Raw genomic sequence first — 14170 nt, forward strand, 5'->3', positions numbered from 1 at the left:
ATCGGTCAATAGTTAAAATGAAACATTCAGGTTAAAGCCAAAGCTGCGGGTAGTGGGTATCTGCAGCGTTTCCAGCCCCTGGCCGTTGCCGGTGTTAAAGGCAGTTTCAGGATCGATATTTGGCGTGTTCTTATGCAGATAAGCCAGGTTGCGGCCTACCAGCGCTACATTCACCGCCTGTAATCCCCATTTCTTCACCAGCGATGCCGGCAGAGTATAACCCAGTTTTATTTCTCTCAGCTTAATGAAGGAGGCGTCATACACCGCGCTTTCGTTCAGGTTACTGCTATATACTGCCTTGTAATAGTTTTGTGCAGAAAGAATAGCGGTATTCTTTTTCCCGTCCACGGTATAGCCATCGAAGATGATACCGTCGTGCCTTACTGTAGCGCCACCCGGTGCGGTTGCGTTATGATCCGGCAAAGGAATATTCTGGGTGCCATTATTGTAGTACGGTAACCCGCCATGTTCCTGGTCACGGCCCGGCATGGTAGCCGCCAGTACACCAGTACTCATCCCTGTGGCGTTGGTTCCTGACCAGATAGAACCACCTTGTTTGGTATCTACCAGGAAGCTCAGATTAAAGCCCTTGAAAGAAAAGTTGTTGTTGATGCTACCAGTCCATTTCGGTGTATAGTAGCCCAGTATTTTCTTACTCGGATCTACCATCGGCGTACCATCTGTGTTTACGAGGATACGATTTTCGCCATCTCTCTTATAGGCGGTGCCATACAGGGCGCCATAACGCTGCCCCTGGCTGGCCAGTACCTGTATATTGCCGGAACTACCAAGTACATAGTTGGTAAGGAAGCCATCGGCATCCAGCTTTACCACCTCGCTTACGTTACGGGCGTAATTCACGTTAACATCCCAACGAAATCCTGAGCGGGTGCTGATGGGCGTTAATCCCAGCATTACTTCTACCCCACGGTTACTGAGTTCGCCCGTGTTCAATGTTTTCTTCAGGTAACCGGTGGTAGCACTCACGTCGGCCAGGAGGATCTGGTTGCGGCTGTGGGAGCTATAATAGGTAAGATCCAGTCTTACCCGGTTATCCAGGAATCCTGCTTCCACACCCACTTCCGTAGAGGTGGTAATTTCCGGGCGAAGATTTTTATTTAAGAACTTATCCGATACGGTGAGCAAGGGTAATGAACCAAAGGGCTGGTTAAACGGATACGTATTTACCAATTGGTAAGGGTCGGTATCTTTACCTACCTGGGCCCATCCACCACGTACTTTCAGCAGCGATAAAGCGGGACTTTGTATATGTAATGCTTCCGTTAAGATGAGGCTGGCATTGGCAGAGGGATAGAAATAAGAATTGCTGCCCCGGGGTAACGTAGAAGACCAGTCATTACGTGCGGTTAAGTTCAGGAAAGCGTAGTTGCGATATCCTACCTGTGCGGCTGCAAATCCACTATATACTTTCTGCCTGGTCAATAAGCTGGTAGAAATCAGCGGATCGCGGGAGTTGTTGAGCGTGTATACGCCTTTTACAGCCAGACGCGGCGCCTGTTGGTAGTTTTGCTCAAACTGGTTGGTGCGCAGGTTAGCGCCCGCCAGTACATCGATATCAAAATCGCTGCCTAACTTCTTTTTGGCATTCAGCGTAAACTCGCCATTGGTTTCACTTACCGCGTATGCATCTTCTGTATAAGAGCCAAACGGCGTACCGTTGGTATAGTAAGCTACGCGGTATTTACGTCTGTCCTGGTAGTAGTCTGTTCCTACGCGTAAGTTGGCGGTAAGCCAGTCGAGCACCTGGTAGGAAAGGCGGGCGTTGCCGAGGAAACGGTTACGCTGCATCCCTACGGTGTTTTCGTACTGGATCCAATAAGGGTTGCTATAATAGCTGTGGTTCCAGTTATAGTCGGTACCATCGGCATTCTTATAATTTTTCAGCCTGCTCACATCTACCTGGCGACCAAACCAGATGAACTGCAGGGTAACGCTGTTTCCTCTTCTTCCATCTACGCCGGGTAGATTGTCTGCGCCGCTGCGTACATAATCAGCATACGTGCTGAGCGTGAGTTTGGGAGTAATACGGAAAGTATTGCTGGCGGTAAAAGTATTCCGCGTGATACCAGTATTGGGCAGTATGCCTTGTTGCTTGGTATTATTGTAAGAGAAGCGATAGTCAATTTTATCGGTAGTACCACCTATAGACAAGCCGTTATTCAGCGTATAGCCGGTAACGTAGAAATCCTTTACGTTATTGGGATGGGCTACGAATGGTACCGCTTCTCCATTGGAAAAGAATTGCGGGATCAGGCGGCCATCCAGTTTCGGCCCCCAGCTTTCATCCACGCCATCATTGATACCTCCTCCTTTACCATCTTTATAGGAGAATTGTCCGCCGGTACCCTGACCGTAGGAATTCTGAAAGTCAGGCAGGATCAGTACTTTATCGAAGGTAGCACCGGAGTTAAGGGTAACGCCCATGCCTCCTTTTGTATCCTTACCGGTTTTGGTTTTGATGACAATAACGCCGCTGGAAGCCCTGGAGCCATATAATGCGGCGGCATTGGGTCCTTTCAGTACACTGACAGATGCAATATCGTCCGGGTTGATATCGGAGATAGCATTGGCAAAGTCGCGCCCGGTACCCACTCCCAGCTGGCTATTATCTACCGGCACACCATCCAGTACGAACAGTGGTTGGTTATTTCCGGCGATGGAGGTTTCGCCGCGGATAATGATACGGGAAGATCCCATATTACCCTGGCTATTGGTTACCTGCACCCCGGCTATCTTTCCGGAGAGGGCGTTTACCAGGTTAGTTTCTTTCGCTTCCGAAATATCTTTCGATTTCAGCTCCTGTACGGCATATCCGAGCGATTTCTTTTCCCTGGAAATGCCCAGTGCGGTTACGACTACCTCTTCCAGTTTCCGGTTGCTGTTTTCGAGAGAGATATTAATTACTTTATTGCTTCCTACGGCTACGACTACTGTCTGGAAGCCGAGAGAAGAGAACTGCAAACTATCATTTGCTTGTGCGGTGATGGCATATTTTCCATCGGGATCCGACTGAGTACCACGATTGGTTCCTTTCACCTGGATGATCACACCAGGGATACGTTGTGCATCTGAGCGGGCAGTAACTACCCCATTGATCCTGATTTCCTGGGCAATACCCTGCTGCAGCCACAGTAATCCTGGCAGCAGGCATAACAGCCTTTTTACGTAATTCATGCTGAATACTTGATTTAATAATTGAGTCCGATCTCGCGGAGAGTGGTTAGCCCGTTATACCCGTTTTGATTTTGGCATATTGTTATTGGTGCATAATTAGCGTGTATTTCCGGGGCAAAAGTAAGGCAGAATTATTAATCTACAAAATTTATAGACTAAATAGGTATTTAGAAGACAATAAATTCAGCACGCAAAGGCGCGGAGAAGCAAAGCAGCAAAGTATGTTGTTAAATACTTTGCTGCTTTGCTTCTCCGCGCCTTTGCGTGAACCAGGTATTACTGGTTGTTCAACAACTTTTTCAGCGCTGCTTTACAGTCCTCTACGTTTTGCCAGATGAGCCGGTCCTGGCATACGATGCCTTTGTAGTGGATAGTGACTTTCGTTTTACGCAGAATCACCTGGTAATATTCCGGGGCATCGGGAGAATTTTCCCAGGTAGTTTTACCGCCTTCTTCAATACCGCCGGCGAATTTGTCTTCAATTACATCCGTCACCTTCTTTCTCATATTTTCTGCAAAGTCAAAGCTAACGTCTGTTTTCACAAGACAGGAGGAGTCTTGTACGGGGAGCTGATGGGTACCTGCGCGGAGGTGTTGACTGGGAATGGTTAACAACAAGGCGCTGGCTGCCAGCAGCGATAACGGGATCAGGTGTGTGTATTTCATAACAAGTAGATTAAGATAACAAGTAGAAATAGGTATATAATAAGTCCGGGAAGATGATTTATGCTATTGATCCGATTTTGGTCTGGTTCTAACTCATTATTAAAATAACATATTTATCCCACTTTACAAAATAAAGTGTGAATGCGTAGGGGTAAACGTAAACAGGGGTGTCTTTATTCAGGTCATTGATATTGCTGCTGCAGGTTAAGCAGAATTTTCTTACCGGCATCACTGAGACCAGGCAGGCTGTCGGCCGGCATAAAATGGCGTTTAAAGGCCATGATGGCGGCGGAAGAATCTTTTACATCATACCCGATAATGCGAAGGGCCAGCAGGGAGTTAAAAGATTCGGGCACTACCGTGGCGCTGGTGTCTTTATACCAGAGGCCAAAGCCTTTATCAGCTAATTGTTGCCAGGGGAAAAATGCGCTGGGATCCACTTTCCTGCCGGGAGCAATATCACCGTGACCTACAAAGTTAGCAGCGGGAATATTGTAGCGGTGCTGAAGCGTATCCAGCAACACCAGCAGGCTGTTGATCTGGGCGGAATCGAAGGGTTCCTTGCCGTTATTGTCCAGCTCAATCCCGATAGAAGAAGAGTTAATATCCGTGAGGTTGCCCCATTTGGCAACGCCTCCGTGCCAGGCGCGGAGGTAATCATTCAGCATATGATGAATGGTTCCATTACGACATATCACATAGTGCGCGCTTACCTGTGTTTTTTGCAGGGTAAATGTTTGCAGTGTTTGTTCACATGAATTCTGAGCGGTATGATGGATGATCACCAGGTTGGGTTTACGCATATTAAAGTTTACCGTTCCTACCCAGGAGGGAGCGCCTATGCCATTGGCGCCAGCCAATGCCCCGGGTTGCTCCCGCAATACTTTCGCATAGGATTTAGCCGTATGCCGGTATTCCTTATTGGTGGCAGCATAAGGGTTGCGGGCGCAATAAGTAGCGCCAAAAACTACTGCTGCAAGGCAGCTAACCCGTATAAAAAAGGAAATGGTTTTCATATGCTAACGTTAAAGTTTAACAAACATGCCTGGATAAAGATACTAAATGAATGGAGGAATCGTTTTTTTCACGGATACTATGAAAAGTGTGCTATAAACCATATATTTACGTTTTCAGTAATACTTTTCGGAGTATCAAAAACCTGTGCCATATTGTCTGCTATTGCCTACTACTTACTCTTACCACTGATCTACGCGTTATCGCTACTGCCATTTCGTGTACTTTACCTGGTTGCTGACACGGTGTACGTGTTGTTATATTATGTGCTGGGCTACCGTAAAAAGGTAGTGCTTGCCAACCTGCGGAATTCGTTTCCGGAAAAGAGTGAAAAAGAAATTCATCGTATCTGCAAAGATTTTTATCATTATCTCTGCGATCTTTTCCTGGAAACATTCAAAACGCTGACCATCAGCAAAACAGCGATGGTGAAGCACTGCAGTTTTACACCGGCAACGGTAGAGCTGTTTAAACGCCTGGCGGCCGAAAAGAAGAGTGCGGTGCTGGTGATGGGCCATAAAGGCAACTGGGAATGGGCTGGCAATACTTTTAGTATATTGTGTCCGCAACAGCTGTATGTGATCTATCATCCATTGGCTAATAAACATTTCAATGGCCTCATGTACCGCATGCGCACCCGCTTTGGCACTAAGCTGATTGCCATGCAGGATACTTTCCGCGACATGGTGCAAAACCGCCATGAAGTGAATGCAACCGCCTTTATTGCAGACCAGGCGCCACAGCCTAAAACAGCGCAGTGGCTTACCTTCCTGCACCAGGACACCCCTGTATTCAAAGGCACCGAAAAAATTGCCCAGAAAATGAATTACCCGGTAGTGTATGTGACCGTTACACGCGAAAAAAGAGGTTACTACACGGTATCAGCGGAAATACTGACGGCCACACCTGCCGACGAAAAAGAAGGAGCTATCACGATAGCGCATACACGTAAACTGGAAGAAGATATTGTAGCACAACCGTCTACCTGGCTGTGGTCGCACAAAAGGTGGAAGCATAAACGGGCAGCTGTTACAACAGAATCATAAGCAACAATTTTAGACACGATTATCCTACAACGAATATTGTTATGCTGGAAGGGAAAGAACTGATCCTGGCTACCAAGCCATATGCATGTGAACACAGGGCCAAAAGCTGGCTATTGACACTTTCTACATTAGCACTGCTGATAGTATCGCTCACCGGTACGCTGGTACTGCCCTACCTGGCCCTGAGGATATTGGCCAGCGTTCTTTCGGGGTTGCTGATTGTACGCATGTTTGTAATTTATCATGATCATCAGCACCATGCTATTTTACATCATTCTGTAATCGCAGAAGCGATCATGCTGACTTTCGGCATTTATGTGCTGGCCCCTTCCAGCATATGGAAACGTTCGCATGATTATCACCACAAGCATAACTCAAAATTATTCAGCGCCAGTATTGGTTCCTACCCGATTATTACCCGTAAAAAATTCGACTCCATCACGGCATCAGAGCGGCGCAGCTATCTTTTCAGCCGCCACCCGCTTACTATTGCAGCAGGCTACCTCTCGATGTTTATGCTGGGTATGTGTGTACAGTCATTTGTGAGCAGCCCCAAAAAGCATATCGACTCCTTAATGGCGCTGCTGATCCACCTGGGCGGTAGCATAGCCGTGTGTTATTTCTGGGGATGGGAAAGTTGGTTGCTTTTTGTTGTAGTGCCATTTACCATTGCCTGTGGACTGGGCGCCTACCTCTTTTATGCCCAGCATAATTTCCCGGGGGTTACGTTTAATGTGAACCAGGAATGGTGCTATGATAAAGCAGCTTTACTGTCTTCCAGCTATATGGTGATGAACCCGGTAATGAAATGGTTTACTGGTAATATCGGCTACCATCATATTCATCACCTGAATGCCCGCATTCCTTTTTATCGTTTGCCGGAAGTGATGCAAAACATCCCGGCTTTACAGCGCGCCAAAGTAACGTCCCTCGGCTTCCGGGATGTATGTGCCTGTTTCCGGCTCAAAGTATGGGATCCGGAGCAAGACAGGATGATCAGTTTACGGGAGGCTCGTTCTATCAGGTTGGCGTTACTGATGCCGAAGCCTGATCCTGCAATAGTTGCCTGATAATTTTCTTCCTGGCTTCCAGCATGGGCTGGGTTAGTTCTTTCGCTTTTTGCAACACCGGCAATCCTGCCGTATGCGGCGAACCCGCTCTGAATGGAGGTTCCGGGCTATATTCCAATTGCAGTTGTATCATCTTGGCCATTTCCTCACCGCCTACCAGGGCTGTGAGCACCAATCCGAAATCGATGCCGGCGGTAACGCCACCGCCGGTGATCCGGTTGCCATCCCGCACTACCCGCGCCTCCACGGTTTCCACTCCAAACATCCGTAACAGCTCCAGCGATCGCCAATGCGTAGTTGCCTTATAGCCGTTCAACAACCCTGCCGCTGCCAGCACCAGTGCGCCGGTGCATACTGACGTAAAATATTTTGCTTTCCCGGCCTGCTGTTGTAAAAACTGCAATACGTTGGTATTGGTGAGTAACGCATTGATCCCCCGACCACCTGGCACAAAAATAATATCCAGTTGAGGGCAATCCGCCATCGCTACTTCGGGCTGGAGGATTAATCCACCTTCTGCCCGGAGCGGCGCTGTACTTTCTCCAATGATAATCACTTCAAAACACGGCGCCTTCACAAATACGTCGTAAGGGCCTGTAAAATCGAGGATAGTCAGATCCGGGAAGAGTAACATCCCCACTTTTAATTTTTGCATACATGGAGGTTTAAACACGATACAATAATACTGCGGCCTGCTGTAAAGAGGGAGCAGCCATTGACGCAAGATACTATGGTACCTATTCATTGCAAAGGACAAATCCAGGAAGCCCTGTACCGCAGCAGCGTCGACCGTTTCTACCGGTGTTGCTCATATTTATTGACGGGAACTGCCAGACGTAATGCTGCCAGCTCACCGTCCGATAGCGCAGGCACTGATACCGCCCGAAGGGCATCTTCGAGTTGTGCGGTGGTGCGTATGCCAACAATGGCGCTGCTCACCGCAGGTTGCTGCAGTACAAAGCGAAGCGCGGTTTGTGCAGCGTCTCTCTCCGGGGAGCTCTCCTGCCGAATGGCTTCCGCAGCCCTGGCCACCTCTTCTGCGGAGTAGTTGAGATAAGGAGCAGCTGGCTTATTCACCAGTACGCCCCTGGCAACGCTGCCCCGCGCCAGTACGCCAATATTATTTTCCAGCAACAAAGGAAATGCACTTTCTTCCGGACGCCGGTCCAGCAGGCTGTATTGCATCATTACACTCACGATATGCGAACGTTGTACATACTCGCGGATCACGTTTGGCCGGATAGATGAAATACCATAGTACCTGATTTTTCCTTGCTGCAGCAATGTTTCAAAGGCTGCAATAGTGTCATCGATCGGATCTTCAAGGGTGCCTCCATGCAGCTGATACAGGTCTATATAGTCTGTTTGCAGTCGCTTCAGGCTGGCTTCTACACAGCTGATAATATACGCTTTACCAGGGTTCCAGTCCCAGCCACTTCCATCTTCCCTCCATTGATTCCCTACTTTGGTAGCAATCACTACATCGGATCTATGTCCCTTTAATGCTTTTCCTACGCTCACTTCATTTTGTCCGTGATCATAAAGATCGGCTGTGTCAAAGAAATTAATGCCCTGTTCAATCGCCTGGTGAATAAGGCGGGCATTGTCGGCATCCGGGCCTGCAAGCGACATACAGCCAAATCCGATTTCGCTGACAGAGAGTGTTGATTTTCCGAGGAGATGATATTGCATGATAACCGGGTTTTAATCTTGATACCTTAGCTAAAGTAAAGTTTTTAATGCTAAGGTTACGTCTTCCCTGGAATGCGCCGCCCCGCCCGGATTCCGGATGCTGATGCTGACCTGGCTGGTAAACAGGTAATGGGCTGTTTTGACAAACAGCCCCCATATTAATTGTTACGTCCACCTCAAAAAAAGAAGTTGTGAGTCATCGCCTATGTACTCCCGTTTTACAACCAGTTAAAAAGTTTGGGCTGCCTGGAAAAACAGCCCGCCGTTTTTTTAGTATGTCCGATCCATCGTATTCACTTCATGAGTAGTTGTTTGGTTAGGAAAAATGGGACCAGCTAGACAGAAGGTCCCTTCCATTCCCAAATCAAATTCGTACTTATGAAAACTCGTTCTTATGTAGAAGACTACCTATGGCAGCCTGATTTTTCTATAGAAAGGGACCGCCTGGAAAAACAGTCCCTGACTTCCGAATCAATCGCAGTATAAATAGTGATTTGTATCTACACTGGGATGTTAACATATGGCGATTACGACTATATAATTGACAATATGCAGCGCATATTGATGTTTTCCTGATAGGGACCGCCTGGAAAAACGGTCCATCAGCTAAGCTTCCATTGTATATTGTTGCACTCCAATAATTATTGCTGAGGGGATGATAAAACAAGGGGACTACCTGGATAAGTGGTCCCGGTCAGCAAGCGTCGCAAAGACTATTTCGTTTATCTCAATTTTCAGAAAAAGTCGGACTGCCTGGAAAAACAGTCCCTTTCAGTTGTATGTACTATTTCCCATTATTGAAAGAAATTAGTGGTTAACAAACAATGATGATCATGTTGATTACTGCATGGCAGCAGCATACGTTTTGCTGTCGGTTAACAGACAGTAAAAAGGTGTCCCCGGTTAGTAGCCGGTTGTATATAAAGGTTCCGGTAAAATCAGTTCAGTTCAAAGAAGAAAAGTTGATGATGATAATACCCTAGAAAAGTGCATGTTTGAAAACGTCTGCTAAATAAAAAAGACTGCATATGGGTTACGGTTTTTCGAGTAAAAAAGAGAATGGTCAGCTGTTCAGGTGTGATGCCCCATCATAATATGTGCCTGTAATGCTATCCAGGGACATGCCTATCATGCTACCGTGGTACATGCTTTTAATGCTACCTTGGAACATGTTTATAATGCTATCCTGATACATGTTTATAATGCTACTCTGGTACATGCTTATGAGGTACTACACAGCATATCCGTATATCACTGCGCAGCAATGCTACAATACGTCATTGTAATATTTCACTGTAAGTGTTTACAATGACAATGCCCAGGAAAATTTCTGTTTGAAACACACTTGCAATAAAGTCTGCATTGGGGTTGATATCGCATATTAAAAAGCATTTAATGGTCAGTTATTCACAATAAAATTGGTTGGTTAACCTCTGTGATAATACCGCCAATAACGGTAACAAAGGATTTTTCAATGGCTACGGACAGTCTAAAAAAATAGATTTCGGGGTAATCTTTCAACGATTGTTATCGTTATAATGCAAAGGTAGGGAGGAATAACACTTGGCAAACACCCATCAACGCTATTATTTCAATGAACGGGAATGAATATTTTCAAAAATGCTGAATAAAATGACAATAACAGGTAGGAGAAAAAATTGTATAAAAGTTATACCTGGTTCTGGCCAATCAACCGTATATTTCATGATATCATTTCATATGTACCTTAACGTTAGTGATCCTATCTCATGCAACAACAAATAACAGGCGCCTTTTATGGTATCGCTATAGGCGACGCGCTGGGTGTACCGGTAGAATTCAAAACGCGCAGCTATCTCTCTGAAAATCCTATTACTACGTTCACCGGTTATGGTTGCTGGAATCAGCCTCCCGGCACTTTTTCAGATGATGCCTCCCTTACGTTTTGTACTGCAGAAAGCCTGATCAACGGCTACGACCTCCATGCGATGGCCCAAACATTTGCGCAATGGGCGCAACATGGATACTGGGGCGCCCACAACGAAGTATTTGATATTGGCCATACTACACGCAGGGCGCTGCAACGCGTGGCTGCCGGCACCGATCCACTGATCAGCGGCGGCTTTGAAGAATTCGAGAACGGTAATGGCTCCCTGATGCGCATGATGCCAATAGCCTTTTACCTATTAAACGAAAATGACATCCACCTGCGTTACCTGCTGGTAAAGGAAGTATCCGGCGTCACCCACCAGCATTTCCGGTCAGTACTGGGTTGCTTTATATACGTAGAGTTCCTCCGGGCCCTGGTTACTGGTAAAAGTCGGCCTGACGCCTATATCCAGATGCAGCGTTCTGTGAATGCCTATCTAAGCAATCAGTCATTTAACCCGGCTGAAATCAAATACTATGAGCGGGTTTTACAACAAAACATCGCAAACCTGTCTAACGAATGGCTGTATAGTTCCGGCTATGTGGTACATACACTGGAAAGCGCACTCTGGTGCCTCTTACATACAAACAATTACCGCGACTGCGTACTAGCTGCAGTCAACCTGGGCGGAGATACGGATACTACCGCTGCGGTGGCTGGAGCCGCCGCCGGGCTATACTACGGCATCGACCGGCTACCGGCAGCATGGGTGCAGCAAGTGGCAAAGTCAGGGGAAATAGGGCAGCTCGCCCAACGCTTTGCTGCCACCATTAATACCGCCAGTACCCAGTAGTTGCCGATCGCTGAAACCGGCCGCATTTTTGCTTAATATCGTTTACCAGTTAAACTTTCCTCCTGTTTTTAGGTCTAATAATTGGTTGAAAAATAGGAGCATTGATGAGACGATTACTACTTAATGTTAAGAAAATGAAAAACAGATTCTATATACTGTTTGTGCTGATAGGCCTCTTAGGCACATTTTCAGTAAGCAGCGCTTACGCCCAGCGATTTGGCGGCGGCCATGGTGGCGGCGGAAGTCATTTTGGGGGTGGTCGCTCTGGCTTTGGCGGAAGTGGACGGGTATATGCCGCTCCACGCATGTCTTCTCCCCGGATTTCAGCTCCTATTAACAGAGGTTATTATCACGGTTCCGGCTATACCGGACGGGTATATGTAGGAGGACATTACTATGGAAGACCTTACTACCGCTACAGGTACAGGTATCCTTACTATAACCCGTTCTATCCCCCTTTAGGCTTGTATGTATCTACACTGCCTTTTGGTTACTTCTCACTGGGAGCCGCTTTCGGTCCTATGTATTACTACGGCGGTAGCTATTACCAATCTACCGGCGATGACAGGGGGTATAAAGTAGTGGAAGCCCCAGTAGGCGCAGCAGTGCCTAACCTTCCTGAGGGAGCCCAGGAAATACAGGTAGACGGAAATACCTATTATGAACTGAACGGCACCTATTACCAGGAAACCATGACAGACAACGGCAGACGTTATGTGGTGGTTGGGAAAAATGGTAAAATAGGCGACAAAACAGTGACAATCACGAACGATCAGGGAAATAATAGCAATACAGCCCCAAACAACAACACCGGCAATAACAACAATCCAGACAATGATCTGATTTCCCAGTTGCCGGACAACTGCCACACCGTGAATATCAACGGTCAACAGTACTTTTTATCACCAGACGGCATGTATTATCAACCTGTTCTAAACAGCGATAATTCTGTAGCGGGATATAAAGTGGTTGGTAAAATGAATGCCGATAATTAACTACAACAGTTATACCCTATAACGAGGAGCCGGTTATTAAACCGGCTCTTTTTTTTGCAGTATACCGGCTACCAGCTGCTGCTGGCCCCTCCCCCTCCCGACGATCCGCCTCCCCAGCTGGAGGAAGAAGACGACGAAGAAGAAAAAGATGATCCGGAAGAAGAACTACCGGAGGAGGAAGAAGATACCTTAGGAATAATAAACATATAATCGTGCTTAAACTTACAGGCCGCGCAGGAAAACTGTTGCGATCCCATGCCCTGTGAGGAGGTAGTTGCTCGTTTCAATGTGACTGTTTTATCACAGCGGAAGGTGTAGTGGTGACAGGAAGGACATTCTGAACAGGTAGAACGCATGTTGGTATAATTTAATACCAGCTGTGTACTACAGCTATCGCACCGCCATATATCATAATCTACCGACTCCAAATGCTCTTCTACCACCTGCGCTTTATCCAGGTAATCATTGTCTTCTACATCATTCAGCCTATGCATGGGATGATTACATTTAGGGCATTCGTATACCTCATTACGCAAGCGATCCATCCGCTTTTTCAGCGCCCACACATATAACCCGAGCAATGGCAATGGAAACGCATAGGCAGCAGGTCCTACGTCGCGCTTTACCATGGCCAGGCAGGCCCACTTTTCGTGCCTGTCTTTTTCATGGAGAACAGCGGCAGCACGTAATAACAGTATGATCACTACGCCGGACATAAACAAACACCAGGCGAGATAGAATATCACAAAGGTTTTGAGGAAACCTACATCTGTATGTCTGACGGAGGCCATATATCCTACTCCCAACAGCCCCAAACCGTATACCAGTATGAATCCCAGGGTACCTGGCCGCAACAGCTCATTGGGGGCATCTTTCAATCGTACCGGCGCGTTGTCTTCTCCCTTCCTGGCCTTTATTTTCCGGCTGAAGAAAACACGTATCATCACTAAAGACGCGATAAACCAGAAAATGAGGCCGGGGAGGGAAGGTTCCCCTATATAGGAAGAGCTGACTGAGGGCGTATTATCAGCGAAATAGCTGGGTGGGGCCTCCACCAGCCCCGGATCTTCTGCTGCGGTATTGCCGGCCACTGCGCTGTCGGCCGCCGCGGTTAAGCCGGGATAATCGGCATTCACCGGGCCGGCAACTGCTGCATCTGCCACCACCAGCGAACTATCCACCACGGGAGGCTCCGGCAGCTGATCATAGGCATAATTGCCATTATTAAATAATGCGGCTACCGACAAGATGCCATCCCGGAAAGCGGCATCATAGTCGTGCTCTTTGATGCGGGGAATCATGTACTCCTGCTGAATGCGGAAACAGATAATATCCGGCATATCTGCTTCAATGCCGGTTCCCGTTTCGAACTCCAGTTTACGGGCATCTTCTACCATCAGGATCAATAAACCGTTGTTCTTCTCCTTACTTCCTATCTTCCAATAGTTAAATAACTGGTGGACAAAATCGCGGGTATCGTTCTGTCCTATGCTGTGCACCACTACAATACCTACCTGCACTTTCCCGGCCCGGTCGAGAGTGCCCAGCTGCTCATTCAGCGAACTTACGGCGGCATCTGACAGCAGATGATCGGGATTACTGACATAACCGCCATCCGTCTTTTTAGGATCTGGTATGTCTGCTACGGTAAATTGTTTTGTTGTACTTTGATCACATGACGCCAAAAATGCTAACAGTAACAACACTAACAGGCGTTTCACTGGAAACGGACAAACTTTCATGGGGATAATTTCTGACCCCAAGATATGTTTATTTAACTTTTTTTTAAA

The 14170-nt window shown here is 47.2% G+C and carries 10 protein-coding genes; 4 read left to right on the plus strand and 6 right to left on the minus strand.

Going from position 1 to position 14170, the window contains the following annotated elements:
• Window positions 1-12: 12 nt before the first annotated feature.
• From HGH91_RS29330 to HGH91_RS29340, 3 genes are all read right to left on the minus strand, one after another.
• Complete coding sequence (locus HGH91_RS29330; RefSeq protein ID WP_168742808.1) at window positions 13-3195, minus strand: SusC/RagA family TonB-linked outer membrane protein; 3183 nt, start codon at window positions 3193-3195, stop codon at window positions 13-15.
• 276 nt (window positions 3196-3471) lie between these two features.
• Window positions 3472-3861: a hypothetical protein gene (locus tag HGH91_RS29335; RefSeq protein WP_168742809.1), complete on the minus strand. Its 390-nt coding sequence runs from the start codon at window positions 3859-3861 to the stop codon at window positions 3472-3474.
• A 182-nt stretch (window positions 3862-4043) separates the two neighbouring features.
• On the minus strand, window positions 4044-4877 hold the full coding sequence (locus tag HGH91_RS29340) for an N-acetylmuramoyl-L-alanine amidase (protein WP_168742810.1): 834 nt from the start codon (window positions 4875-4877) through the stop codon (window positions 4044-4046).
• 153 nt (window positions 4878-5030) lie between these two features.
• Here HGH91_RS29340 and HGH91_RS29345 point away from each other — a divergent pair, with 153 nt between their 5' ends.
• Complete coding sequence (locus tag HGH91_RS29345; protein WP_247651876.1) at window positions 5031-5921, plus strand: lysophospholipid acyltransferase family protein; 891 nt, start codon at window positions 5031-5033, stop codon at window positions 5919-5921.
• Between the two features lie 41 nt (window positions 5922-5962).
• Entirely contained in the window at window positions 5963-6991 is a 1029-nt protein-coding gene (locus tag HGH91_RS29350; protein WP_168742812.1) for a fatty acid desaturase family protein, read from the plus strand.
• On the opposite strand, the gene HGH91_RS29355 is transcribed toward HGH91_RS29350, so the two are convergent.
• Window positions 6942-7646 (minus strand): DJ-1/PfpI family protein, encoded by a 705-nt coding sequence (locus HGH91_RS29355; protein ID WP_168742813.1) that lies wholly within the window; start codon window positions 7644-7646, stop codon window positions 6942-6944. The genes HGH91_RS29350 and HGH91_RS29355 overlap by 50 nt on opposite strands.
• Before the next feature lie 140 nt (window positions 7647-7786).
• Window positions 7787-8683, minus strand: coding sequence for an aldo/keto reductase (locus HGH91_RS29360; protein ID WP_168742814.1), 897 nt, complete (start codon window positions 8681-8683; stop codon window positions 7787-7789).
• A gap of 1748 nt (window positions 8684-10431) precedes the next feature.
• Between HGH91_RS29360 and HGH91_RS29365 the strand changes: the two genes are divergently transcribed.
• Together HGH91_RS29365 and HGH91_RS29370 are read left to right on the plus strand one after the other, a co-directional pair.
• A complete protein-coding gene (locus HGH91_RS29365) occupies window positions 10432-11385 on the plus strand; it encodes an ADP-ribosylglycohydrolase family protein (RefSeq protein ID WP_168742815.1) in 954 nt (317 codons plus the stop codon).
• A 134-nt stretch (window positions 11386-11519) separates the two neighbouring features.
• A complete protein-coding gene (locus HGH91_RS29370) occupies window positions 11520-12380 on the plus strand; it encodes a DUF6515 family protein (protein ID WP_168742816.1) in 861 nt (286 codons plus the stop codon).
• A gap of 68 nt (window positions 12381-12448) precedes the next feature.
• Here HGH91_RS29370 and HGH91_RS29375 read toward each other — a convergent pair whose 3' ends face one another.
• Window positions 12449-14143 (minus strand): TPM domain-containing protein, encoded by a 1695-nt coding sequence (locus tag HGH91_RS29375; protein WP_168742817.1) that lies wholly within the window; start codon window positions 14141-14143, stop codon window positions 12449-12451.
• Window positions 14144-14170: the final 27 nt, after the last annotated feature.

Source organism: Chitinophaga eiseniae (assembly GCF_012641265.1).
Lineage (GTDB): Bacteria > Bacteroidota > Bacteroidia > Chitinophagales > Chitinophagaceae > Chitinophaga > Chitinophaga eiseniae_A.